General features: G+C 46.5%; 23 protein-coding genes. 16 read left to right on the forward strand and 7 right to left on the reverse strand.

The features are described from left to right. The first annotated feature begins 180 nt into the window (after positions 1-180). From SP90_RS15370 to SP90_RS15415, 10 genes are all read left to right on the forward strand, one after another. Positions 181-957 (forward strand): DUF169 domain-containing protein, encoded by a 777-nt coding sequence (locus tag SP90_RS15370; protein WP_066858394.1) that lies wholly within the window; start codon positions 181-183, stop codon positions 955-957. Positions 958-1,000: 43 nt separating this feature from the next. Beyond that, the gene (locus SP90_RS15375; protein ID WP_407920039.1) at positions 1,001-2,194 is read left to right on the forward strand and encodes a sulfite exporter TauE/SafE family protein; all 1,194 of its coding nucleotides are present in this window, start codon (positions 1,001-1,003) and stop codon (positions 2,192-2,194) included. Between the two features lie 99 nt (positions 2,195-2,293). Beyond that, positions 2,294-2,980 carry a hypothetical protein gene (locus tag SP90_RS15380; protein ID WP_066858400.1) on the forward strand — a complete coding sequence of 229 codons (687 nt, stop codon included), beginning with the start codon at positions 2,294-2,296 and terminating at the stop codon, positions 2,978-2,980. 52 nt (positions 2,981-3,032) lie between these two features. After that, complete coding sequence (locus SP90_RS15385) at positions 3,033-4,025, forward strand: phosphate/phosphite/phosphonate ABC transporter substrate-binding protein (protein ID WP_066858403.1); 993 nt, start codon at positions 3,033-3,035, stop codon at positions 4,023-4,025. Continuing rightward, positions 4,015-6,063, forward strand: coding sequence for a two-component system sensor histidine kinase NtrB (locus SP90_RS15390; RefSeq protein ID WP_066858406.1), 2,049 nt, complete (start codon positions 4,015-4,017; stop codon positions 6,061-6,063). Before SP90_RS15385 ends, SP90_RS15390 begins: the two co-directional genes overlap by 11 nt. A 91-nt stretch (positions 6,064-6,154) precedes the next feature. Then, positions 6,155-6,520: a response regulator gene (locus SP90_RS15395; RefSeq protein ID WP_066858409.1), complete on the forward strand. Its 366-nt coding sequence runs from the start codon at positions 6,155-6,157 to the stop codon at positions 6,518-6,520. A gap of 215 nt (positions 6,521-6,735) precedes the next feature. Then, entirely contained in the window at positions 6,736-9,180 is a 2,445-nt protein-coding gene (locus SP90_RS15400; protein ID WP_066858412.1) for a PEP/pyruvate-binding domain-containing protein, read from the forward strand. Then, a complete protein-coding gene (locus SP90_RS15405) occupies positions 9,177-10,328 on the forward strand; it encodes a protein-tyrosine phosphatase family protein (protein ID WP_082936492.1) in 1,152 nt (383 codons plus the stop codon). Before SP90_RS15400 ends, SP90_RS15405 begins: the two co-directional genes overlap by 4 nt. A gap of 345 nt (positions 10,329-10,673) precedes the next feature. Then, positions 10,674-11,312 carry a nitrite/sulfite reductase domain-containing protein gene (locus tag SP90_RS15410; protein WP_066858415.1) on the forward strand — a complete coding sequence of 213 codons (639 nt, stop codon included), beginning with the start codon at positions 10,674-10,676 and terminating at the stop codon, positions 11,310-11,312. A 771-nt stretch (positions 11,313-12,083) separates the two neighbouring features. Then, positions 12,084-12,926, forward strand: a complete 843-nt coding sequence (locus tag SP90_RS15415) for an isocitrate lyase/PEP mutase family protein (RefSeq protein ID WP_066858418.1) — start codon at positions 12,084-12,086, stop codon at positions 12,924-12,926. Positions 12,927-12,987: 61 nt separating this feature from the next. Here SP90_RS15415 and SP90_RS15420 read toward each other — a convergent pair whose 3' ends face one another. The 5 genes from SP90_RS15420 to SP90_RS15440 form a co-directional block, all read right to left on the reverse strand. Further along, positions 12,988-13,893 carry an isoaspartyl peptidase/L-asparaginase family protein gene (locus SP90_RS15420; protein WP_066858421.1) on the reverse strand — a complete coding sequence of 302 codons (906 nt, stop codon included), beginning with the start codon at positions 13,891-13,893 and terminating at the stop codon, positions 12,988-12,990. Between the two features lie 408 nt (positions 13,894-14,301). Then, positions 14,302-16,221, reverse strand: coding sequence for a 1,4-alpha-glucan branching protein GlgB (gene glgB / locus SP90_RS15425; RefSeq protein WP_066858424.1), 1,920 nt, complete (start codon positions 16,219-16,221; stop codon positions 14,302-14,304). A gap of 24 nt (positions 16,222-16,245) precedes the next feature. Further along, positions 16,246-17,700: a glycogen synthase GlgA gene (gene glgA, locus SP90_RS15430; protein ID WP_066858427.1), complete on the reverse strand. Its 1,455-nt coding sequence runs from the start codon at positions 17,698-17,700 to the stop codon at positions 16,246-16,248. 113 nt (positions 17,701-17,813) lie between these two features. Continuing rightward, positions 17,814-18,275: an NUDIX domain-containing protein gene (locus tag SP90_RS15435; RefSeq protein WP_197498811.1), complete on the reverse strand. Its 462-nt coding sequence runs from the start codon at positions 18,273-18,275 to the stop codon at positions 17,814-17,816. A 346-nt stretch (positions 18,276-18,621) separates the two neighbouring features. After that, on the reverse strand, positions 18,622-19,260 hold the full coding sequence (locus SP90_RS15440) for an L-threonylcarbamoyladenylate synthase (protein ID WP_066858430.1): 639 nt from the start codon (positions 19,258-19,260) through the stop codon (positions 18,622-18,624). 106 nt (positions 19,261-19,366) lie between these two features. Here SP90_RS15440 and SP90_RS15445 point away from each other — a divergent pair, with 106 nt between their 5' ends. Both SP90_RS15445 and SP90_RS15450 read left to right on the forward strand, forming a co-directional pair. After that, positions 19,367-19,846, forward strand: a complete 480-nt coding sequence (locus SP90_RS15445; RefSeq protein ID WP_066858433.1) for a 23S rRNA (pseudouridine(1915)-N(3))-methyltransferase RlmH — start codon at positions 19,367-19,369, stop codon at positions 19,844-19,846. Positions 19,847-19,916: 70 nt separating this feature from the next. After that, the gene (locus SP90_RS15450) at positions 19,917-20,132 is read left to right on the forward strand and encodes a hypothetical protein (RefSeq protein ID WP_066858436.1); all 216 of its coding nucleotides are present in this window, start codon (positions 19,917-19,919) and stop codon (positions 20,130-20,132) included. 258 nt (positions 20,133-20,390) lie between these two features. Here SP90_RS15450 and SP90_RS16665 read toward each other — a convergent pair whose 3' ends face one another. After that, on the reverse strand, positions 20,391-20,555 hold the full coding sequence (locus tag SP90_RS16665; protein ID WP_157471352.1) for a hypothetical protein: 165 nt from the start codon (positions 20,553-20,555) through the stop codon (positions 20,391-20,393). Positions 20,556-20,590: 35 nt separating this feature from the next. Then, positions 20,591-21,235 (reverse strand): 16S rRNA (guanine(527)-N(7))-methyltransferase RsmG, encoded by a 645-nt coding sequence (rsmG, locus tag SP90_RS15455; RefSeq protein WP_066858439.1) that lies wholly within the window; start codon positions 21,233-21,235, stop codon positions 20,591-20,593. Between the two features lie 298 nt (positions 21,236-21,533). Here rsmG and SP90_RS15460 point away from each other — a divergent pair, with 298 nt between their 5' ends. The 4 genes from SP90_RS15460 to SP90_RS15475 all read left to right on the forward strand — a co-directional run bounded on the left by SP90_RS15460 (position 21,534) and on the right by SP90_RS15475 (position 26,420). Beyond that, positions 21,534-22,490: an ACP S-malonyltransferase gene (locus SP90_RS15460; protein WP_157471354.1), complete on the forward strand. Its 957-nt coding sequence runs from the start codon at positions 21,534-21,536 to the stop codon at positions 22,488-22,490. A gap of 339 nt (positions 22,491-22,829) precedes the next feature. Beyond that, complete coding sequence (gene argS / locus SP90_RS15465; RefSeq protein ID WP_066858442.1) at positions 22,830-24,476, forward strand: arginine--tRNA ligase; 1,647 nt, start codon at positions 22,830-22,832, stop codon at positions 24,474-24,476. A 24-nt stretch (positions 24,477-24,500) separates the two neighbouring features. After that, on the forward strand, positions 24,501-25,304 hold the full coding sequence (locus SP90_RS15470; protein ID WP_066858445.1) for an SPOR domain-containing protein: 804 nt from the start codon (positions 24,501-24,503) through the stop codon (positions 25,302-25,304). Positions 25,305-25,613: 309 nt separating this feature from the next. Then, positions 25,614-26,420, forward strand: coding sequence for an MlaE family ABC transporter permease (locus SP90_RS15475; RefSeq protein ID WP_066858448.1), 807 nt, complete (start codon positions 25,614-25,616; stop codon positions 26,418-26,420).

Below are 26,420 nucleotides of genomic sequence, written 5' to 3' on the forward strand. Positions count from 1 at the left end.
ATGTTTTTTCCTCCCCAAACAAGGTCTTGCTTGTGAATTAATGTGACTTAATTCTTTATTTCAGTTTTTATTGCTGGTTGAATACCTCATTGATAATTCCATCCTCACAAAACAACGAGCTCAACCACCACACGTGGTGGAATGACTGAATCTTCACAAGAAACAAACGGGAGAAGAATCATGTCCGTAGATTTTAAAGAAATGCAAGCCACATTGATGCGCGAAATGCGCCTCTACCACTACCCGATCGCGATTAAATTTTTCTACGATCAGGCAGAAGCAGACAAGTACCTTGAAGAAAACGAAGTGCATGTGCCTCTCAAGCCTATGACTTACTGTCAGTGGGAAATCGCTGCACGTATGAAAGGTCAGAACGTATACGGCACAAAAGAAATGCTCTCCTGCTCCAACGCTCATTACAGCTTCGGCTGGAAAGGCCTTGATGACGCAGAAATTAAAAGCCACGCAAAATACACCCGCAATCCAGAGCAGGCAAAGCGCTTTATCGAAACTAAATCCCAGATGCCGGAAGGCATGGTAGGCATGGCTGTTATGCCACTGTCCAGCGCTACCGAGACACCTGATGTGGTTCACTTCTATGTAGATAACATGCAGGCATACCACCTTGCAGTTGACTACATGGCAGGCACCGATACCCACCCGCTCCGTCCTGCAATTACCATGAACTCTTCTGCGTGCGGCGGCACTGTGTTCTCTCACGTTTCCAACGAGTTCAACATGGTTCCTGCATGTTCCGGCAGCTACAACGCTGGTAAAACAGAACGTGGTGAAATCAACGTAATGATTCCGGGTGAAAAAATGATCGCAACATACGAACGCTTGCTCGAACGCATGGACAAACTCGGCAGTTCTTCCATCACTAAACCTGGCGACGGCTTCCCTGGTCAGGACGTATGTAAAAACTGTCCGCTCATCATTTTTAAAAAAAATAAATAACATTGCTATATAAATCGGGGCAGCTGCCATTACTGCCCCGACAATGGAACGCATTTTACGTGAGGAGGTACACGTGTTTTCCAACAGACGTAACTGGGTAAGTCTTACCCTGCTTGCTGCAGCTATCCTGCTTGTCTTTTCTCAGCCCGCACTGGCTGACCGTCTTGCTGACGCAATTAACGCTACCCCAAAAGGTACTGGCGTTGGCGAAATTAACACTTCTTCTGCTCCCGGCTTCTTAGGTATTCCGGGTGCTCCTTCCGTTAACCTTGTTATCGGCTTCCTATGGGCGATCTGGGTTGGCTGGATTTTCTCCACTGTTGGCGCTTTCGGCGGCATTATGGCTGGTGTTGGCCACATTACCATTTTCGGTTTTGGTAACTACGCATCCAGCTTCAAAAAGCAGTCCCCTGTACTCAACAAACTGGTAACAGACTCTATTCGTGTGTCTAACCAGTGGCTTGTTGGTACCTCTGCCGGTATGTCCTCTTTCAACTACTACAAAATGGGTCGTCTTGTGCTGCCGCTGGGTCTTTCCCTTGCAACAGGCTCCATCATCGGCTCATATCTTATTCCGTGGCTTACCGCTGGGCAAATTTCTCTTAAAGCATACATCGGCTACTTTGGTCTCTTCGTACTGTTCTTAGGTTGTTACCTGCTCTACGAAACCACTCCTCGCGGTCAGGCAAACAAAAAGAAAGCAAAAGAAGCTGCACGTGCATTTGAAGCATCCATTAAAGAAGAGCGCTCCGGTTCCGCTGTAGACACATCTGCACTTGGTGTAAAAGTTGTTTCCTTCGCTCCTACAAAATGCGTATTCACCTTCTACGGTGTTGAATTTTCCTTTAACCCGCTTGTACCTGTATGTGGTGGATTTGTTATCGCAGGTCTTGCTTCCTTCCTCGGTGTTGGCGGCGGATTCCTTCTGGTTCCATTCCTTACAAGTGTAGCTGGTCTTCCAATGTACCTTGTTGCCGGCACTTCTGCACTGGCAGTACTCATCGGTATGACCACCTCTATCTTCACATACATGGTAGTTAAAGATACTCCAGTATTCTGGCCTCTCATCGGCGTAGAACTCCTCGGTGTACTCGTAGGTTCCTTCATTGGCCCACGTACCTCCAAGTACATTCCGGAAGTATGGCTCAAACGCCTCTTTATCTTCCTCGCATTCTACGTTGGCATTCGTTACGCATCTAAAGGGTTCCTTGGAATGAGTCTTCTCCCTCCATTCTAGCCGACCACTCTTTGCCGGAGACGGGCTCCCTACCTCGTCTCCGGCTTGTATGCTGCTTAACTGCCTGACGGCAGTACATTTTTATTTGAGAGGTAACGCATGGATATGCAAAATATTTTTTTCATCCTCGACCCTGTTTTTATTGCCCCGTACCGTTGGCTGCTTAATCCAGTTGCAGCAATGTGGACGGGTTCTGCTGTATTAGCCCTGTGGTGTCTCCTTGCAGGAGAAATTTCTTCTATCTTCATTTATCGGGTTAACAGAGCGTACTACGCAAAACTCAATGAAAAAATGGTGCGCATGCACAATCTCTCCATTGAAGCTATCAAGCAGAAAGACAAAGCAAACTTCAAAGCCACAAACCGCTGGGCCAATGAATATTTTGGGAAAGTCTTTTTTGCACAGGCGGCCTTTTTTGCTGTCTCCCTGTGGCCTGTTCCCTTTGCATTGGGCTGGATGCAGACCCGTTTCACTGGTATTGATATTGTAAGCTTTCCCGTACCGTCACTTGACTTCGGCAAGCTCAGCCTTACAAATTTCAGCACAGAGTTCATTTCCTCCACCACTCTTTCGCTGGGATATGCATTTGTCCTCCTGACAAGCTACATCATCTTGCGCTATACTCTCTATAAAACACGCAAATACATTCCTGTATTACGAAACATTGAAGCAATGCGGGAAGAAGACTCTGAGCTGATTCATCAAATAAAGTCATGGGAAGAGCTTAACACCTCGCCTCACGATCCTGCTCCGCAAACCAAAGAGAAAACAGTTGCTGCCGGTTAGCGACATTCCCTGAGAATCTTCACAGAGATTCTGCTCCGTAAAAGGTTATAACTTGAAGCATCACATATTGCGTACGCTGCTTTTTGCTATTCTTCTTTGCCTGCCTGTAGCATTGCAGGGATGCGGAGAAGAAGTGCCCGTTGTGAAGGTTGATTTTTCAAAACGGGAATCTGTCAAAGTTCCGGTTCCGGAACCTGCAATAACCTACGCCTATCTTCCTCAATATTCGCACGAAGTATCCTATGCCCGACACAACCAGCTTATCCAGTACATAGCCAAAGAGACAGGGATGCCAATGCGTCAGGTATTTCCAGACACATTTGCTGAGCATATCCGCATGGTTGAGCGTGGAGAAATTGATATTTCCTTCTCTAATCCCGTTGTCTATGTGCAACTTGCCAGACTTGGTTCTTCCGCTTTTGCCCGCATTAAAGAACCCGATGGTCGCCCTGCTTTTCGTGGGCAGATCATTGTCCATGCCCAGAATAAAGCCATTAACACTCTTGATGATGTCATAGGAAAACGCTGGATAGCCGTTGATCCTTATTCTGCAGGTGGCTACGTCTATGCGCTGGGATACTTTTTAGATCACAATATCCACGCTGATGATTTCAGAGAAATTGCCTTTGCTCCCGGCCCTGGCGGAAAACAGGAAAAAGCCGCCCTCGCTGTTTATGCAGGAAAGTATGACGTTGCTTCCGTCCGTGAAGGTGCTCTGGATACCGTGAAAGATAAAATTAATCTGGATCAGATTCGAGTACTTGCAGTAACACCGGAATATCCGGGGTGGGTCTACTCTGCCAGAAAAGGCATGGATAAAGAGGTGGTGTCTAAAATAGCTCAGGCAATGTTCAAACTTTCAATGGATAACTCTGACGATGCTGCAATATTACGTAAAGCCCGCACCTGCGGTATTATTCCGGCATCAGACTCTGATTATGATACAGTTCGCACTCTCATTCATAAAATAGACGTGGATGATAAAACATCCATCCTTCCGGCGTTGCCTCCAAAGCCGGCTCAGCGGGTGAAGAATGCTGAATAAAGTAAACTCAATGCGTTTTCGAACCAAACTCAATGCGGGAATGAGCCTTATCATCATTTCCCTTTCAGTTATGCTTGCGGTTGTTGTTACCAACATCGCAGCAAACTCACTTATTCATGAAACCAAGCGCCGTGGACAGGTGCTGGCAGACAATATTGCCCTGCGCACAACTAGCTCCATGCTCTCCGGTGACCTGCTCCAGATGAAGGAAATGGTAGATGAGTTGCGCACTGTTGACAGTGATGTTGCATACGCTTTTCTTATAAACAGCAGCGGTCAAATTCTTGCGCACACATTTACAAACGGTTTTCCTGTTGATCTTAAACACGCCAACATGATCACCAAAGAGGCTGCTCCGTCCATCAAGCTTATCGATACAGGCTCTGACAAATTTTATGACTTTGCAGCTCCCGTAACTGCCGGCGGTCTTGTTATCGGACAAGCACGCCTTGGCCTGTCCAGAAGTCAGGTGCAGGTTGTTGTGAATGGTCTTATTCTGACCATCTCGCTTGTAACAGCCATAACCCTTATCATCAGCCTTGCCATTTCAACACAGTTTGCCCACAGGATAACCTACCGCCTTGGTATGTTGGGACAGTATGCAGAAAGCATTGTTCGCGGGGAACTGAACCTGAACCAGACTTCCGGCCTGAACCGTAACTGTTGGGAAGTGTACAATTGTGAGCAAAGGGAATGCCCAGCCTACGGCAATACAGACAGACGCTGCTGGCAACTTGGTGATACCCTGTGCACTAACTATTGCAGCAACAAATCTGCACGCGATTTGAACAACTGTGAGGAATGCCCTGTTTTTGCTAAAAACTCCGGTGACGAAATTCATGAACTGGCAGAAACGTTTGATGTCATGTCCCTGTCGTTACGCGGGCATATTGCCGAGCTTGAAGAAGCTAAAAATGACCTGACGAAACAGCAAGAAATTCTCAGGACAATATTCGAGTCCAGCCCTGATCAACTGTCTCTTATTGATAAAAACGGCACCTATGTCTCTGTGAATCAGGCGTTTGCCTCCTTTGTGGACAAATCCAAAGAAGAAATTATCGGAAAAAGAGAATACGAAGTATCTTCTCTGCTAAACACTGCTGACACCCTGAAAGAAACAAAACAAATTTTGCGCACCGGAAAACCGGTTAATCGTGAGGTGCGTATTGTACTGGAAGACGGCTCCCGCAAATGGTTTAATATTCTTAAAGTTCCTGTGCACGATGAGCATAAGAAATCCATTGGAGTATTAGGGACAGCCCGCGACATAACCAACGTAAAAGATTACCAGAACCAGCTTATTCATTCCCAGAAGCTGGAGTCTATAGGCAAACTTGCTGGCGGTGTTGCACATGAGATCAACACCCCGCTTGGCATTATCCTCGGATACGCGCAGCTTCTTCAAGAAGATTTTCCTGATGACGGGCAAGTACATAAAGATTTGGTTGTTGTTGAAAAGCAGGCAAAGTTTTGCAGAAAGATTGTTGCAGATCTTCTTGATTTTTCACACCAGACAAAAAGTCAGAAAAAAGAAATGTGCTTTAACAACTCCATCATGGAAGTTGTCCAGTTGGTACGCCACGCATTTAAGCTTGAAAATGTAGAAATCATCCCGAATCTGGATGACAGACTGCCTATCATTTACGGTAACCCAGAGCAGTTGAAACAGGTCTGGATGAACCTTATGTCCAATGCTATTGAAGCAATAGGTCATAACGGAGTTATCAATATCCGCACTGAACTAGATATTAATGAAGGAATCATTTCTGTATGGTTTACAGATTCTGGCACAGGCATTGCCACCAATGACATTGATTCTATTTTTGATCCTTTCTTCAGTACAAAACCCGTTGGAAAAGGAACAGGACTAGGCCTGTCTGTCTCTTTCGGTATTATTCAAGACCACGGCGGAACAATTTCAGCCACCAGCCCTGCTCCGAAGCAATTATTGGAAGACGGTGCCACACGCACGGAAAACTGGGGGCCCGGAACGTCGTTTAAAGTAGTTCTTCCGTTAGACGAAATGGGATACGAATAGCGTATCGTAACGCTCTGCAGCCACGGGCAACAGCAGACAGAAGAACAATCTTCAGTCGCATTGCTTATCCAACTCTTTCAAGGACACGACAATGGCAGATATAATGGTTCTCGACGATGTTATTGATGCAGGAATTCTTATTAAGCGTATTTTAGAACGCAAAGGGCATACTGTTGCTGTTTTCACAGACGAGGAAGAAGCCTTGGATTATGCTCAGAACAATACCCCGGCTCTTGCAATTCTGGACATCAAACTCCGAAAGATGACTGGAGTAGAAGTACTGGCAGAACTGAAAAAGCGTTCTTCCCAAACGCAGGTCATTATGCTCACCGGATACCCCACTCTCGAAACAGCACGGGAATCACTCAAACTCGGTGCCAACGAATATTGTGTAAAGCCAATTGATAAAGAAGAGCTGGAAAACAAGGTGAAGGAAGTGCTGGACGCAGCAATGTAGTCAATTTCTACTCGTGCATTATGCAAGACGAGTCATGACCATATAGCTTCTCCCTTACATTGCTCAAATACCCTACGGCTGTTCTTGCTATCATTAGAAAAACATCGCCATTTCTGATTTCGGCATATGTCTATACGCTTACGCACTCTGCAGTTACTGCATGCTCAAAACTTATATCAATCCGTGTTGTTGGATATAGCGGGTTCAGAGGGATTATGTTTATTACCGAGTTATTCAAGCATTGGACATTCCGTGCATTTGCACCGGGGACTCTTTTGCGCACTAAATACAATGCCTTCAAAGAACTCTTGCGACTTGATGAACGATGTCTGGAACACATTGCGGAGCTGGAAGAAATCCATTACGGGCACGAGCAAGCAGACTGGACACGTGTAGTCTGGCTTACCGAAGAACTGGGCAAAGATATCCGTAGCCTTATCGAACAGCTACAGCTTATGAGCCCTGTTAAGTACATGGACTTGCAGGACTACGCGACCAAGCTGAATTTTTACGTCCGCATGGGTGTAAGTGTTGAAGAGCCGCAGATTGAACCGCCTTTCGTTTTCACTCTTGCTGAAGCAAAAGAGATGCTCGAGGCTGCTGGCGGAAAAGCCGCAAACCTTGCCCGCATCAGTTCAGAAAAAGGGCTTAATATTCTTCCCGCACGAGTCATTTCTTCCCATGCCTACCATTACTTTATTGAAGTAAATGACCTTCGCAACGAACTGGATAAGCGCCTCAGCGAAATTACTTTATCAGACGCCACAACTCTTGATGAGCTTTCGTATGAAATGCAGGAACTCATCCTTAATGCAGAAATGCCTGACCCGATTGCCAACGAAATTGAGATCGCAGCACTTGAGTTAGGCAAAAACGGAACAAAGCTCGCTGTCCGCTCCAGCGCTGTAGCAGAAGATGGCGTGGCCTCCTTTGCCGGTCAGTATACCTCTGTTCTTGATGTTACAGCCGCTAACATTATTCAGGCATGGAAAGAAGTGGTCGCTTCTAAATATACTCCCCGTGCCATTGCCTACCGCATAATGAATGGTTTGGCTGATACCGAGACCCCAATGGCTGTGTTAATCATGCCTATGGTAGATGCAACGTGTTCCGGTGTAGCCTATTCTACTGCTCCAACAGAACACATAGCGAATACCAACGATTCCGCTGTCGCCATCTATGCAACAGAGGGAATCGGTGAAAAGCTTGTTTCTGGTTCTGTAACCGCGCAAACAACGTTAGTCAGCAAGACAGCCAAACCTCGCCTTATTGAGAAACCAGCTAACAGTGTAGTTCCGGTTCCAACCCTTAAGCGCATTGCAGCTCAGGCGCAGCAGCTTGAAGCTTTTTTCGGGGAGCCGCAGGATGTAGAGTGGGTTGTTGACCACCGCAACAGAATTTTTATTGTCCAAAGCCGTCCTGTTCCACAAGGCAAAACAACCGCAACGATATGCCCACAACACGATCTCAAAGCGCTGGACACCGATAACGAATGTGCCTCCATAGGTATTGCAAGCGGTAAAGTGCGCGTTGTGGCAAATTGTCAGGATATTACAGAGCTTCCCCACGGAACCATTCTTGTTACCCGCGGCCTCGGCCCTGTGCTTACCCGTGTTATCCATCGCCTCAACGGCGTCATTGCAGAACGAGGCAGTGCTGCCAGTCATTTTGCTTCAGTTGCACGCGAGTTCAATGTTCCAGTGCTGTGTGGCGTCAAAGATGCCTGTACACGATACACAAACGACCAGCTGGTCACTGTGGATGGAACAACAGGTACAATCTTCGATGGAATACTTCCTGATTGTCATCAGGAAAATACAGAAATACAGCAAGGCGTTATTCCACGGCTGGGAAAAGTCCTTCCTCGCATCGCAAGGCTGACCTTGCTTGATCCATCATCAGAGTCCTTTGCGCCTGAATACTGCAAATCGCTCCATGACCTTGTCCGCTTTGTGCATGAAAAAGGCGTGGAGGAAATGTTCTCGCTCGTGGATAAATCAAGCCGTGGATTATCCGGTTCACGTAAACTGCAAACACACCTTCCCTTAAGCATGTACGTGCTTAATCTTGATAATGGATTGTTTCATTCCGCAGCCGGGAAAAAAGAAGTTGAACATAGCGACATTGCCTCTGTACCCATGTGGGCTTTCTGGTTCGGACTTTCATCTGAGCTTGTAACGTGGCATGATGCGCTCCCGCATTTTGACTGGGAACATTTTGATAAAGTCAGTGCCGGAATCATTTCAAAAGACTCACCACTTCTTGCCAGTTACGCCATCATTTCTGACAAATACATGCATGCAATGCTCCGCTTCGGATATCACTTCTCTGTTGTGGATTGCATGTGCGGTGACAAAGACAGGCAAAACTACATCCGGTTCCGATTTATGGGGGGTGGAGGAAAATCTCACCAACGCACTTTGCGGCTTGATTTTATTGAGCGAATCCTTTCAAAGAACAACTTTGCCATCGAACGCAAGGGCGACATGTTGAACGCACGGCATGGTATGGAAGAAGAGCATATTATCCAGCGCCGTCTGGCCTTACTCGGCTTGCTGCTGGCTAAAACACGTATGCTCGACATGCGGCTTGAAGACACAACAGATATTGATGCATTAGAAAAAGAGTTTCTCCAAGACCTCGGGAGCCTGACCTATTGATTGATCCCCGCCCGCTACTTACGCGCATACGTTCAAGCGCATCGCACATTGCTGCCTGCATGTTGCGTGCGGTCTCATACAAAGCGCCTTCCGTTGCATCAGAACGTTCAGAATTTCCTGTGCACTGGGTTTCTTCACGCCTTGCGCTTGGGCCAGCCCCCTGCACGCAACGCCACTTTGCAGCAGTCAAAGAACAAAAAATATCCTGCATACTCAACCTGTGCGCCGAGATGAACGAGCTTCCCGCGTTAGAAGAAAAAGCCGGTTTCGAAGTGTATTTCCTGCCCATTGAGGATGAAGAGGCACCAGAACTGGAGCAATTGGACAAAGCTCTGGATTGGATCGACGAACAAATGTTTCTCGGCAAGCATGTCTACATTCATTGCAGACATGGTATAGGCCGAACCGGAACAGTTTTTAACGCATATCTTCTCCGTAGAGGGCTGGGGCACAAACGTGCAGCGAAAGTCCTCCACAACCTGCGCGCTGAACCGACAAACTTTACCCAGTGGCGCACGGTACGAAAATATGGTGCACAGAATGCCCCGCTCAAAATAAAAACACCGACGCTGGAATTCGGGGAAGCTACAGCAAAATCTCTGGAACCTTTTCTTGCCGACTACAATCATCTGCAAGAAGCCATCGATGACCAGCTTACACTGCATAACGTAGATTCCATGTGCGGCAAACTGGACAACGCCTGCTGCCATACCTGTGTTCCGCTTACTCTTATAGAAGCCCTTGCGCTCGCAACGCATCTCAACACCTCTATCCCGAGTACTGCCCGCGCAGACATCATAGCACGCGCGGCAGAAGTGGTACGCCACGAACACACTAGTGCTGAAGGGCTTTCCGGCACATTCTGCCTCTATAACACCGACATATGTTGCCCACTACTTAAAGACGGCAGCTGTCTGTTATACGAGTACCGACCATTCCGCTGCCGTCTTTCCGGCATAGCGCCGGATGTGGCAAAAACAATCTGGGAAGATATTCTGCACACACCACTTGAACATCTATCCTCGCAAGTATACCTGAACCTCACAGGTACGTTGCCAGACCATTCAACGCTTATGTTCACAATCCCCGAGGTTCTTTCAGGAAAGTACGTACAGCGCCTTTTTTCCTTTTTTAAAGCTGCTCAGTAACCTTGCAGCCTGCGGCGCTTTTCATAGTTTGTACTGATGCCTCCGGCGGGCAAGGGGCCAGCCCCTTGCATCCCCGCGAGAGGCGCGGCCTCTCGACTGCGACTAGGCGTGTTGCTTTCTCACCCTCATGAGCATTACGGCTTTATTGAGGTTCATTCGTAGCTAATGTCGTAGCGCCTAAAAGAGCACATAGTCATAACATGCTGTTTTAAAAGCAATTAGTTAGTGACAAATTTCATTATCTAATTCCCCCTTGCACAAGACAAACGTGTTTTGCTATTTGAGTCCCTTATTACAGATATCACGTAATTTTTACGTACGTACCATCATATATTGGAGTCAAACATGGCAACATTACCTGCAAGCGCACTTATTCAGCGCGATAAAGAAACTTACCAGATTCGTCTTACCCCGCCGTCCGGCGTTGTAACAGCAGATGAACTTCGTCAACTCGCAGATGTTGCGGACAAATACGACGTACCTCTTCTCAAAATCACTTCCGGCCAGCGCATCGCACTCATCGGTCTTAATGAAGAAGATATGGCAAATGCTGCAGAAGAAGTACCGTTCCGTATTGGTGGTCACTACATTCAGGCATGTCCGGGTACAGACTGGTGTAAAATGGGTCAGTGCGATTCCTTAGGTCTCGGCAAGACCCTTAACGAAAAAATCGGCACAGCTAAAACTGCTGCTAAAATCAAAGTTGGCGTTTGTGGCTGCCCTATCGGTTGCTCTGAAAGCCACATCCGTGACATCGGCTTCATCGGCGGTAAAAGCGGCTGGACTATGGTTATCGGTGGTAACTCCGGTTCCCGTCCACGCATCGCAGATACTCTTGCAGAAAAACTTACCGAAGAAGAAGCACTCGACCTTCTCGATCGCTTCCTGACCCACTACAACGACACCGCTAAGAAAAAACAGCGCGTTGCTCGTTATGTAGAAGAACACGGTATCGAAGCAATCCGTGAGGCAATGGGTCTGTAGACTCATTCTCCATAGCATAAGAAAAGGATGTCCTTGTTAAGGGCATCCTTTTTTTATGGCTCAATCATACTATGACAAAATGCTACTACATTATTCAAAAAATAAAAATTTTCTTTTTCTTATACTACTTGAATGTTATTTTACATGTTGCACTGTCATCATAGTCGTAAATGAAATGCCACATAATTTTTTATGCTTCCTATTCAAATCACAGCACAATATGCACATTTACTTTTCAATACAAATTTACGCCTATCTAAAACAATCAAAACTCATTTCACTATACTTCATCCTTCATGGAAGAAACTCTATTTCAAGAACAGATAATTTCTTCAGTATTATGCCCCCCTAATAAAGCTTAACAGCAAATAAAACACCTTATCCCATAAAGCAAAAAAACTTTCATATCATATTAAAATTCCTTCTCCACACTTTCTTGCAATTAAAATGAAAAAAGACCTGTTGCACTTGAAAATATTAACAAAACCCACCTATGCACAATAATTTACAACGGATTCATGATGCACTTCGTTCACTATCTGCAATAAATTCAAGGAAAGAATATATGCCATAACGGTATGTCACATCAGCTCGCGAGCAATACGCTATGGCTGCACTAATACTCTCTTCTCCCTACGCATATGCTGGTAGTAGAATACAATGCATCGTGAACTTGGCGAGCCCTCCCCCTATCCTCCCATTTACTGGAGTCGGGGGATTTTGCTTTCACCCCTCGCCTTTTGCACACTCGTAACAGACAGGATGTAGATTATGATGAGTCAAAAAGAAAAAGCACAACTCTTTCAAGCACTCCACACAGACAACTCTCTCTTCCTTCTTCCCAATGCATGGGATCCCGGCAGTGCCGTCATTTATGAAAAAGCAGGGTACAAAGCCGTTGCTACCAGTAATGCAGGAATTGCCTACTCTTTGGGGTACGCAGAAAGTGAAGTCCTTTCGCTCAACGAGTTGCTCTCTGTCGTTCAAAAAATAGTAGCGCGAATATCCATCCCGCTCGCTGTTGATGTCCTGGACGGCTATGGAAGCTCATGTAAAGAAGCTGTAGAAACAGTAAGAAAGGTAATAAACGCCGGAGCAGTTGGAATTAGTATTGCTGACACAACATCTTATTCAACTTCCCACGAAAATTTTTCGGTGGAAGAAACAAAAACACACATCAAAAAATTGTCTTCTATTCTGAAGCTAAAAGAAGATCTGGACGTGCCCTTTACAATTACAGCTCGCACCTACGCATACTTACAAACACACGGCAGTGAAAGAACACGTCTCGAAGCAACAATAGAACGCGCCAACTGCTATGCTGCGGCTGGCGCTGACTGTATACTCATTCCCGGAGCAGTCGAAAAAACAACCATTGCATCACTAACAGCAGCAATAGCAGCTCCAGTGAGTTTTCTCGCAAGCCCTATATTCAACAATATAGAACAACTACAAGACATGGGCGTAAGAAAATTAATTCTGGGTTCAGCTCCGGCTCGTGCCAGTTACCACACTTTGATCACATTTGCAGAAAAGGTAAGTCAGCATGATCTTGGTGGCTTATTTTCACATCCATTCACTTGCAAAAAAACAAAAAAATTCTTCAAACTATAGTGATACCAGCCTCGTATAAATGGATAGCTACCAAAAAACCGCCCAATCGGGCGGTTCCTCATTAGTCATCCATATGCACTGTCGTATGAATCGTACCGTCAGGTAGTACATAGGCATGTGCCATGTGGTCTGTATTATGATAAATCCCGTAGTTCCCATTCTTATCCAGCAAAATTACACCAGCATGTCCGCTGACACGACGATACAACATGTGTATCGCTTCAGTTGCCGCCCCTTTGGCATCTTGCTGTGCTAAATACTCACACGCCTTAGAGCACATGAGTGTACGGATAACGCCTTCACCAAAACCAGTGCACGAAGCTCCACCAAGCTCATTATCTGCATACACGCCAGCACCGCAGATAGGTGAATCTCCCACTCGTCCCGGCATCTTGTACGGTGTACCGCCAGTTGACGTTGAAGCTGCAATATTGCCATCTTTATCAATGGCAACAGCCCCTACAGTTCCCTGTGGCATAGGTGCAAAGGCTTGATCTGTTGAATAGCCGTCCTGACTGCGCAGCTTCTCGTACAGCTGCAACTCCCGCTCGACAAACAGGTCACGCGGATCGCATTCTGCCAGCCCCTGTTCACGGGCAAAACGTTCTGCACCGTCACCAATCAAGAAACAAAATTCTGTTTCAAGAACCTTACGCGCAATATCAACCGGAGTCATAAAACGCCGCACCCCGGCAACTGCTCCAAAGTTTAAGTCCTTGCCATCCATAATGGACGCGTCTAGTTCTATCTGTCCGTCGGCATTCAGTACTGCGCCACGGCCTGCATCGAATGTTTCATCGCGCTCAAGCACATTGATAGCCGCCTGCACGGCATCAAGCGCACTCGCCCCTTGAAGCAGCAAAGGGTAAGCTGCTTCAACAGCATTCCGGCACCCGTCAAGGTGAGCCTGCTTACGATCGTCAGGAATCGTCCATGCACCACCGTGAACTATAATTTTCGGTTCCATTACTTTTCTCACCTGCTTGGATAACTACTTTTTTGCCTTCGGCGACCAGAGAACCTTTTTCCGTAAAAAGGTTCTCTGGACTCTCCAAAAACTTGCATATGTGACTCGCCTACGTTTTTTATGGAAGCCTCAGGCTTACCCAACATACGTTACCAACCTGTACGTGGACGCAACCAAAGGTGCAAGACTCTTCTTGTATAAAAACGCTTGGTTACCAGACACATTTTCTGGCATATGAAGTAAAGCCTCGATCAATAGTCTTTACCACCTGTTTCTTTCGCCTATAGCAATCGAGAGAACGTTCCTCTCAAGAGGATAAAAGTAGCTGGCTCCTTGCCCGCCGGAGGGCACAACAAATAAAAAGCGCCGCAGGCATATCCTGCGGCGCAACGCATTACCTCAGCTGCATCAGCTGCCCTGATATTTAAGACACAGCGCTCCCAACGGAGGAAGAGTCAGCTCCAAATAGCCCTCACCTCCGAAATCATCCGGACATGTTTCTATCTGTGCAATATTCCCAACATTAGAACCACCGTAGTACATACTGTCGCTATTCAATATTTCTTGCCAAACACCGCACTTTGGACTGGTTACGCGATAATGATACCGGACTACTGGCGTAAAATTGAATACCCAGAACAACGGGGAACCGTCGCTTCCCATACGCATAAAACTAATTACAGATGCGCCATAGTCTGAAAAATCAATCCATTTAAACCCGTTCCAGCTAAAATCTTCCGCATACATTGAAGGTTCTGCCACAAGCAGTTTATTCAAATCACGTACAAGAGCACGTATTCCATCATGCGCAGGAAATTGGAGAAGACACCAGTCCACCTCTTTACGGGGATTCCACTCGTTCCACTGCCCGAACTCTGTTCCCATAAAAATCATCTTTTTACCGGGATGTGCCCACATATACGCAAACAGTAATCGCAGGTTTGCTTGCTTTTGCCAGACATCACCACTCATTTTACTTAGGATAGTACCCTTTCCATGCACAACCTCATCATGCGAAAGAGGCAGAATGAAATTTTCACTGAACGCATAAAGCATGGAGAAGGTCAGGCTGTTATGATTATAGCTCCGGTAAATTGGATCCAATGAAAAATACCGTAGGCTGTCATTCATCCAGCCCATATTCCACTTAAAGGTGAATCCCAGCCCTCCCGTATATACAGGTCGTGATACGCCCGGCCATGACGTTGACTCTTCCGCAATCATAGCAACACCGGGAAACTGCTCGTGTGCAACCCGATTAAGCTCTCGCAAAAACTCGACCGCCTCTATATTTTCCCGTCCACCGAACCTGTTTGGGCACCACTGTCCTTCACAGCGCGAATAATCAAGGTACAACATGGATGCCACTGCATCTATGCGCAACCCGTCTATATGAAATTCATGCAGCCAGTACAGGGCATTTGAAAAGAGGAAATTACGAACTTCGTGCCGTCCGTAATTGAAAATATAGGTTCCCCAGTCTGGATGCTCTCCTAATTGCGGGTCAAGATGCTCATACAACGCACTGCCGTCAAACCGCCCGAGGCACCAGTCATCTTTAGGGAAATGCGCCGGAACCCAATCGAGAAAAACGCCAATACCAGCATTATGCAACGCATCAACAAATCCTTTAAATTCCTCCGGCGTACCAAACCGTGATGTGGGCGCAAAATAGTTACTGGTCTGATACCCCCATGACTCATCAAGCGGGTGCTCTGCAACAGGAAGCAGTTGAACATGGGTAAAGCCCATGTCTGTAACATAGTTAATCAATAGCTCGGCTATTTTCTGGTAAGAAAGAAATCCTGTACTTTCAGGAGCATGATCACGGCACCAAGAACCTAAGTGCACCTCATAAATAGAAATAGGTTGATCGAGCGGCGGCCCTTGCTTTCGTCTGGCTTCCATCCATGCGCTGTCTTTCCATGAATAATTATCTAAATCCCATGTACGCGAAGCTACACCGGGGCGAAGTTCACAGAAAAATGCCAACGGATCGGCCTTATATACATCTTGTCCGTCTTTTCCCACTATGCTGTATTTATATAGCTGCCCTTTCTCTACGTGAGGAATAAACGCCGCCCATACACCGGATACACCAACAGGATAAAGAGGAAGCTCCTGAAAATGCCACTCGTTAAAATCTCCGGCAACATGCACTTGCTGTGCATTAGGTGCCCAGACTGCAAAACGGTACCCCTGTACCCCGTCCACCTCCGCAGGATGGGCACCAAGAAACCTGTACAGATCCCAATGAGTACCCTCGCCGAATAAATATAGATCAAACGGCTCAAAATACGCAGGTACACTTTTCATCGCTCCCTTCATGCTTGTCTCCCGTTTATCCCTGCGTTACGTGCGCAATCCAAGCTCACTGTACAAGGCAGCGTACTCATTTGCAGAACTGTCCCATGAAAATTCTTTTGTCATTGCCCGTCCTACAATCCGTCTGAATTCACGTGGATTATTTTCCCACACATCTATGGCGTCTGTTATGGAGTCAATAAACGCCCCGCTGTTAACATGCTCAAAGGTAAAGCCAGTTGCATGCGGATGCGGCCATGACATAATAGTGTCATGCAGTCCGCCAACATCGCTGGCAACAGGGACAGTACCGAATCGCAAGGCGTATAATTGTGTAAGACCGCAAGGCTCATATGTTGAAGGCATAAGGAAAATGTCTGAGGCTGCATGAATCTTATGCGCGAGGTCTTCTGTGTAATCCACTATGGTACTCAGCTTATCCGGATACATCTCCATATAGTTCAACAAGGCAGCTTCCCGCTCAAGATTCCCTTCGCCGAGAATAACCAGCCCCACATTCTTTTTCATCAATTCAGGAATAATTTCTTCAAGCATATTCACGCCCTTCTGCTTACGCAGTCGACCGATAAACCCGAGAAGCGGGCGCTTCTTTAACGCAGGGTCAAGCCCCAGTTCCTCTATCAGCGTATGTTTACAGGCGCGTTTCCCCCGCACATTATGACAGGTGTATGTTTTTGGCAGGTATTTATTCTCTTCCGGATTCCAGACACTGTAGTCCGCACCATTTAGTATTCCATGCAGACGGTCCTTCCGTCCCAGCAAGACATTGTGCAGATTACATCCAAACTCGGGGGTTAAAATCTCTTTTGAATAATTCGGCGAGACTGTTGTTATTTTATCTGCATAGGAGATTCCTGCTTTCATCAAGTTAAAATCACCGTAAAATTCCACACCATCGATGCACCAGGCAGACGGCGGCAAGCCGCAGTTTTCAAACAAACGGGAAGCAAAACGCCCTTGGAACGCTAAGTTATGAATAGTTAAGACAGAGCGGGTATCTTCCCAGAACGGGTTGCTCATACGGTTGAAATGCAGATACGCAGGAGACAGTGCTGCCTGCCAGTCATGGGCATGAATAATTTTAGGAGCTCTTTCAAACCGCTCCATCAAGCGCTGTGCGGCTCTGTTAAAAAAAATGAACCGTTCAGCATTATCAAAAAAATCTCCCTTATGGTCACAATAATAAAAACGCCTGTCGAAATATTCACTGCGGTGAATAAAATAGACAGGCATTCCTTTATAATCAGCTTGATAGACATCTGCTGTAATAGGCTCCCAAGGATAGCCCACATGCACATCAGACCATGCAAGGCGGATATCGTATTCAGCAGTACCTATTCTGCCGTAAAACGGCGTTATTACCGCTGTGTTAATTCCTTTATTATGCAAGGCCAAAGGTAACGCACCAAGAACATCTCCAAGACCACCGGTTTTTGAAAACGGAAAAATCTCGGAAGTGATAAATACTACGTCTGCCCCCACGCTTCTCTCCTCGTTAGTTGCTGTATTGAAAGGCCGACATTCAGCAAATGTCGACCTCAAACGACGATAGCGTAGCTGCTTTTTTCAGGACATGATTTATCAGTTTTGGCTTGTTACTTATTCAATCGTTCAAGACAGTTTGCAAAATCTGCAACAATCAAATTATGGTCAAACACTATGTGTGGCAAGGCTTCCAGAGAAAAGAAGCGGGCATTTTGTGCATCATCTCCTGCGGTTAGAATTGATACATCATTTGCAACAGCACTATATACAACACTCATAGTGTGATGCCTCGGGTCTCTTTCAGGGTCAGAGTACACACCAATGAGTCCAGTTAGAGTCACATCAAGATTTGTCTCTTCTTTGGCTTCGCGTATTGCAGCGGCTTCGCATGTCTCACCGTAATCTATAAACCCTCCCGGCAATGCCCAGCCGTGCGGTTCATTAGCACGTTCAATAAGTACAATCCCTTTTGTAGGATCGTAGATAACAATATCAACAGTAGGTGCCGGATTTTTATACATGGTAACCGGCGCAGAACAATTGGGACACGGTATATCGTGCGTTATACTCATGAGTCTCTCTCCTTTCTTACATAGCATGCACTGCAGTATATTGTTTCATTATTGACGAAGACAGTACAATAAAAAAGCACCTCTCTGACCACTTGAGAGGTGCTTTTAAAAAAAGAAGGATATGAAACAAGTTGTGCACAAACGATGCCATTTTGCCCAAAGCAACATTAGAAACTTTGTATGCTACGGTATCCGTGGCACGCCTTATGGCTACAAAAATAATCACATCCAGTTTTTTGTTTAAGAAATTGAACCAACAGTAGAAATACTCAATAACAGTGCAAAAAACTTTTTACTTACAGAGCATTATTTGTCAGTTACCACTCTCAAGTATTTCTCTAGATATCTATGCACCTGCGGCACGCGGAACAACTGCCAGACCTGAGGTGCGTAGCTCTATCTCTGAAACTGCACCGTTTCGAACGATGCTGACTGCACGAGGCCCCACTATTTCAATCAGTGTGGAAGCCATGCCGCCTGCCGGTGCTGGTTCAATATCTACTACACCGGCCACATTTTCAGTAAGCTCAGGGTCAAGCGACGCCGCAGCCGTTACAGCCGGACGCCCGCTCATATTTGCGCTTGTGGATACGAGAGGCACTCCTGCCTCCAAACACAACTGCTGCGCAACAGGGTGCGGGGTTACACGCACTGCGACTCTGCCGGTCTCCCCTGTGAGTACGGAAGGAATACGGTCAGAAGCAGTTACCAGAATTGACAACGCTCCCGGCCAAAAACGGTTTGCCAGAGCCATTACTATATCGGATGTAACATCAGTCACCAACGGCAACTGATCCATACTCCCGATCAGGACAGGTAACGGCATGGAACCGGAACGCTTTTTCGCTTTATATACGGATTCTACTGCAAGCGGGTCGAGCGCGTTACAACCCACAGCGTAAAAAGTTTCTGTCGGATAACAAATAACTTCGCCCTGTTTAAGCGCTGTTACAGCTTCTGTGACGCTAAATGTTTGTACGGTCATAAATCTACCTCTATCGTTTTCATTGAGAAACTGCCCATTACACGATACACAGGCAGCCAATACGGATTCAATAACCCGATTATATCTCCGATACTGGAGTAGCTACATGATTCAGCTTAAAATTATTGCCGTGGGCAAAATTAAAGAACGCTTCTGGGCAGATGCAGCAGAACACTACATTACCCGATTAAAGCGTAGTTATAAATTTCAGGAAATCATCGTTAAAGACGGCAACGCAAAGATGAAGCCTCTTGAACGAAATAATGATGAGGGCAAACGCATTCTTGCCGCCCTTGCCCCTACAGATATACCTATCTGTATGGATGAGCACGGAAAAACATACACCTCTGTAAAATTTTCCCAAATGCTTGAACGCATCGGCATGGATAACAACCGTACCCCGACTCTCATCATTGGCGGAGCGTACGGTTTGTCACAGGATGTACTTAAAAAGTGCCAGTACAAAATAAGCCTGTCACCCATGACGTTTACACATGAAATGGCGCGTGTTGTTCTGTATGAGCAACTATACCGTGCAGATGCTATTCTACGCGGAAGCCCGTACCACCATATCGCTGTAAAATAACATTACTCATTTACTCACAGTGGACCCTGCTCTGCATATGTGCACTGTAACGACAAGCAAGGAGACAACCATGGCTGCATTACACCTGAAATATCTGCAGGAACTTGAAGAATATATGAATTCCGGCCGCATGCAGGAAGATTTTGAATGTTCACCGGAAGAACGCCGACTTGAAATGCTCGAATTCCTTGAAACACTCATGGATGTAGCTGAAGTTGCAGATGAAACTGCAACAAAGCTTATCTTCAAAAACTCCCAGCTCGGTGCATTAACAGGCGTTAAGTAACAACAGGATGCCTTCAGCACCCATGCGAGGCTTGCCTCCGGCGGCCAACACACCTGTTACAGTGTCGCCGTCTGTATACTCTCATTCTTCGAGAACTGCTGCCGCTGTTGAAACAAGATTCACTGGACTCTCCAAAAACGTTTAGATGCGATACCAGCCCGTTTTCAGAGTAGTCTTACAGCGCTTGCACCACGACCTTACTATGTAAGGCTGTCCTTCAAATGATGGACAGCCTTTTTTATTGCTACAAAAAGGTAGTTATCTGCTCGGCTTCCAAAGCCATAAATACTGGATGGAGGCAGGGTCAATCGGATTAAGGTACCCTTGCGGGATGCAAGGGCAGAGTCCTTTGCCCCTCGAAGCGCCGTCAACGACACCCAGCTGATATGCGCCATCGGAACTTCGCAGAGGCAACAACCCCATATCTGTCTGCTTACAACAAACAGACTTTTCTAAAACTATGCTTGCACAAGCGACCAGAAGTATCTGGTATCTTTTCCGACTGTATAAGAAATTTCTTTTTCGATACTCCAGCCAGCAGGAAGATCAGCAGGAGCACCCTCAAGCGCAAGGACAACGATTCTACCCCCCTGTTTGATATTCGGCCCTACCAGCTCGAGTAATTTCTTCCATGGCATAAAGGCACGGCTGAGCATCAAGTCCGCAGGCTCATGCTGCTCCATAAAATTCTCAACGCGATCGTTAACAACATTCGTATTCGGAATTTTCAAACGCTTTACTGTCTGCTCCATAAACATCGTGCGCTTTTCACGCACATCAACCAGCCAATATTCTCCTTCCTGCCATAGTGCACGGAGCGGAATCCCCGGAAGTCCTGCCCCTGCTCCAAAATCCCATGTCGTCAGTCCTTCAGGAAGTGGCAAAGAACGCAAAAAGGCGTTAAGATGTAAGCTGTCGATAATAAGGATAGTTAATATATCCCGCCAAGAGTACGGGCCGACGAGGTTCATTACTTTATTCCATTTCAGGACAAGAGTCAGATACCCTGTAAGTGCTTCAAGCTCAGACTCTGAAGGGGTAAAGCCTTCCTGCTTAAGCAGCTCAGCTACATCAGCAACAGTTGGAGAATCATTTTTCTTCACAATACTATCCTTATATACAAACCTGTTATCAGGTAATCAAAACCAAAGTACATACGTACCCTGCAAAGAGAGTGCTGCTATGGCAATACGTTATGCTACGTTACAAGGCGGCTTACGAACGTACAATGCCTTCCAAATTCACAGCTATTGTCTCTCTAACTGATTGCAAAACACGGTGTTGTCAGCAATCTGCGTGGTACTGTACCTCGTCGCCTCTTGCAAGTGAAACTGAGATAGCCTATTAGGCTGTACAAAGCGACGTTATTAAAAATGAATCAACCAACAATGTGAGCATAACATGACAATGAACACCGATATAGCAGTACTTTTCCCGGGACAGGGTTCTCAGGAACCGAACATGGGACGTGATGTTGCAGAAGCAAACGCAGACATCATGGCACTGTGGAAAAAAGCTGAAAAAATCAGCGGTATCGATCTTCGAGGAATTTACTGGGACGGCGACGAAGCTGCTATGGCAGATACCCGTAACCTCCAGCCAGCACTGACTCTGGTAAATCTCGGTTTATGGATTGAAGCAGCAGGCACTTTACGCCCATCCTGCATGGCTGGTCACTCCCTTGGTGAATTCAGTGCTCTTGCAGCATCTGAAGCACTTTCCGTAGATGCTGTTCTTGAAGCAGTTTCCCTGCGTGGACGCCTTATGGCTGACGCTGACCCAAGCGGTACCGGTGCTATGGCTGCTGCCATGAAAATGAAGCTCGAAGCTGTTGAAGCTGTTGTTGCTGATGTTGCTGAGTCCACCGGCGAAATGATCCGTATCGCAAACTACAATACTCCGGGTCAGTTTGTTCTTTCCGGCACTAAAACAGCTATTGCTGAAGCAGGTGCTAAAATCAAAGAACAGAAAGGCCGTGCTATTCCTCTGAAGGTTTCTGGAGCATTCCACAGCCCGCTCATGGCAGATGCTGCAAAAGAACTTTCCAGCTACTTTGCAAAGCTTTCCTGGAATAATCCAAAGTACCCTGTTTACTGCAACGTTACCGGTAAACCGGCAAGCACGGCATCTGACCTTGAAGAAATTATGCCACAGCAGATGACCTCATCTGTATTCTGGATCGACACCATCACCAACCAGTTCAACGCAGGCGTTCGTCAGTTTGTTGAAGTAGGCCCTAAAGGTGTTCTTTCCAAAATGCTCGGACAAATCTTAAAGCCGGTTGCAGACTCTTCTGAGTGGGAGAGCCTGAACCTCGGCAACCTTGAAGCGGTAGAAGCATTTAAGGCTGCAAAATAAAATCTATATCCGGCAGTGGAGATCGTTCTTCCCACTGCCGGATTTCTCTATAAAGCACGTCTTTTCAGTCATCGAAAAGTTTGCTAAAAAGATTAGTTCCCTTCTGGACGGCACATTTCAGTTTCTGACAATGTCCATTAGTTCAGTATTAACGGGAACTTTTCCCGCTTTGCGGGGACAGGAAAAAGTAGACAGCGTGCAAGACACGCTACTGTCTACACATCCTTGCAGCAGCTCAGCCTTTGGGCACGCAGCTGCCAATATCTGCTAGACCCGCTACAGCGCACAATGCCCTGTAGCTTACTTGATATACTCAACTTTATACGTGAATGGAAAGACATGCGCGCTAAGAATCATTTATTAACAGCCCTGAAAACAATCGTGGCTGACCTTGATCTTGAATGGCCTGCCAGAACAACCATCGAACCTCCTAAAGAAAAAAAGTTCGGCGACATGGCAGCAAACATTGCCATGGTTCTGGCCAAACCTGCTAAACGCAATCCACGCGAGCTTGCTTCTCTTATCGCTGAAAAACTCATTGAAGATCCAATGATCGACAATGTTGAGATTGCAGGCCCTGGTTTCCTGAACATCACTTTCTCCGTTGATTTCTGGAGAAACACCATCGCAATCATTGAAGAGCACGGCGAAACATTCGGTTCTATCAATCAGGGCAAAGGTAAAAAAGTTCAGGTTGAATACGTTTCTGCGAACCCTACCGGCCCACTGCACATCGGCCATGGTCGCGGTGCTGCTGTTGGTGACAGCCTTGCGCGCCTTCTTCGCTTTGCAGGCTACGACGTACACACTGAGTACTACGTCAATGATGCCGGCCGCCAGATGCTTATCCTCGGGCAGTCCGTTCTTTTCCGTGCACGTCAGCTTGAAGGTGAAGACCTTCCTGACCCAGAAGATTTCTACCGTGGCGACTACATTAAAGACATCGCCAGAGAAGTTCTCGATCTGCACCCAGATCTTCTCAAAAAAGATGATGCTCTTGAAATCTGCCGCGAATATGCACTCAACCAGATTCTCGACGGCATCAAGAAAGACCTTGCTGATTTCCGTGTAGAACACCAGAACTGGTTCTCCGAGCGCTCTCTTGTAACTGCCGGTGCTGTTGAAAAAACCTTCAACCGCCTTAAAGAAGCAGGTCTTGCTTTCGAAGAGGATGGTGCACTCTGGTTCCGCACAACCGAATTCGGCGACGACAAAGACCGTGTACTCAGAAAATCTGACGGTTCCCTTACATATTTCGCATCTGATATCGCATACCACGACAACAAATATGACCGTGGTTTTGAACTTAATGTTGATATCTGGGGTGCTGATCACCACGGTTACATCCCTCGTATGCGCGCAGCTGTTGAGGCACTCGGCAAGCCTAAAGAGAGCTTCGATGTTATCCTCATTCAGCTTGTAAACCTGCTCCGCAATGGCGAACAGGTTGCCATGTCCACCCGCGCAGGCCAGTTCGACACACTTGAAGAAGTTGTGAAGGATGTAGGCTGTGACGCAGCACGTTTCATGTTCCTCTCACGTAAGAGCGACAGCCATCTCGACTTTGATCTTGAGCTGGTGAAACAAAAATCAATGGATAATCCTGTTTATTATGTACAATATGCAAATGCCCGTATCTGTTCAGTTTTGCGAAAAGCAGCTGAAAAAGGCATTTCAGTACCTGAAAAAGCAACTGCAGAGATTCTTTCTGCAATAAAAGAAGATAGCGAACTTGACTTGATCAAACTTCTCGATCAATTTGAAGACGTTGTTGATTCAGCCGCACGTCAGCTTGCTCCGCACCAGATTAGTTTCTACGTGCAGGATCTTGCTAGTGCATTGCACAGCTTCTATGCAAACAACCCGATCCTTAATGCTAAGGATGAAAACGTAATTGCAGCCCGTCTTTGCCTGCTCCAGAGCGTTTCCAAGGTTATCCGTAACGGTCTTAACCTTGTGGGTGTTGAAGCACCTGAGTCTATGTAATTTAACACGAGGATGTCTGCCTGAATGGGCTTCGTACCGACTACTACAAAAGATAAAGATACAGGGAAAAGCATTTTCAACTTTTCCCTGTGTCTTCCTGAACTGATTGGCCTGACCGTTATTATCCTTGTCGGCTTCATCTGGGTCTTTATCTTCGGTCTGCTTGTAGGTCGAGGATATCAGCCGGAAGAAGCTTTGCCGGAACTGAAGCACATCATGCCTGCCCAGAAGCAGGTTGCTCAAGCAACACCTGCACCGGTTGTCAAACAACCAGCAGAAGCAGCTTCAGCCCAGCCCGACAGTACCCCGCACACCACTACACCTGCAAAGGTACAACCAGTAGTTGAGAAAAAGAAAGAAAAAGTTCTTAGTCCTGAACAGTTAAATTTCTTTGAACAACTCAAGGCAAAAGAAACTTCCACGAGTTCCGCAAAAGCTTCTGCACCGAAAAAAGCGACTGTAGCTGCCAAGCGGAAATCGCCTGCTGAACGTACTGCACCAAAGTCCAAACCGGTAAAATCGGTATCTTCAGCAGCTAAGCAACCTGCGCCAAAGCAACAAGCATCTCTTGAAAAGAACGGCCCGACATTTGAGTACATCTACCAACTTGCCGCTTCCACTAACGAAGAAGCAGCAACAAAGCTCCGTAGCGAAATTAAAGCTAAAGGGTTTACAACCTCTATGGCTACAGCGGTCATCAAAACCACCAAGTGGTACCGTGTAAATGTACATTTTGTCGGACAGGCTGACCAAGTATCTACCTTCAAGAGCCGCCTTGCTAAAGCGGGCTACAAGACACCTTTACTGAAAAAGAAAAAGCAAAAATAACAAGTGAATACCGCATGAATGCAGGCTTGACTTGACGAAATCACTGATACTTCTCTATCATCGGCGATTCAAAGTGAAGTTACGGAGAGCCTGCATTCATGTGATTGCCCCTTTGCAGCCACGATTTTATTGATCCTCCTTTTACGGTATTACTTCAGCTGCAACTGTCTCTCTTTTTCGGGAAGGTGGACATACCATCCTCTCTTCTTCAAAAAAAATCTCATTCTGTCCTTTTCTTACCGTAATCTTTACCGATACGGTGGTAGGATTTGCGGGATACTATATATCGTCAATAAGGAGCCTGAATTAATGCAACAGCAAACAGGCATCCAGACTAATCCGGTTGCGGCGCTCGGACGCTCAACCATCAGTTTTGTGAATAGTCTGGGAGACATTTTTCTTTTTTTCCTTGAAGGTGTTCGTCTCATCTTCTCCTCGCCGAAGCAGCTGACCAAAATTATTCGTCAGATGTATTTTATCGGTTCGAAATCGCTTTTTGTCATCTCCCTTATCGGAATCTTTACCGGTATGGTGCTAGGGCTGCAGGGGTACTATACCCTCGTTAAGTTCGGCTCAGAAGGTCTTCTGGGTGCAGCAGTCTCCCTGACGCTGATCCGTGAACTGGGACCTGTTCTTACAGCTATCATGATCACCGGACGAGCTGGTTCTTCCATGGCAGCAGAAATCGGTGTAATGCGCATTTCAGATCAAATTGATGCGCTGGATGTCATGGACATCAACCCAATGGCCTATCTGGTTTCCCCACGTATTGCAGCAAGCATTCTGTGCTTCCCCCTGCTTACAGCACTTTTTGATGTCATTGGAATTTTGGGTGGGTACTTGACCGGCGTCACAATGCTCGGGATCAATTCCGGTGTATACTTCTACCGCATTGACACCAGCGTGGTTATGGCTGACGTTGCCGGAGGCTTTGTAAAGGCACTGGTCTTCGGAATTATTGTGTCGACCATTAGTTGCTATCAAGGCTTCAACACCCACAAACGAACAGACAGTGTAGGCCCTGAGAGTGTTTCCAACTCTACTACTGCTGCTGTTGTACTTTCCTGTGTACTAACTCTGGTGAGCGATTACGTAATCACCTCCTTCTTATTGTAA

It is taken from the genome of Halodesulfovibrio spirochaetisodalis (assembly GCF_001672295.1).
GTDB lineage: Bacteria > Desulfobacterota > Desulfovibrionia > Desulfovibrionales > Desulfovibrionaceae > Halodesulfovibrio > Halodesulfovibrio spirochaetisodalis.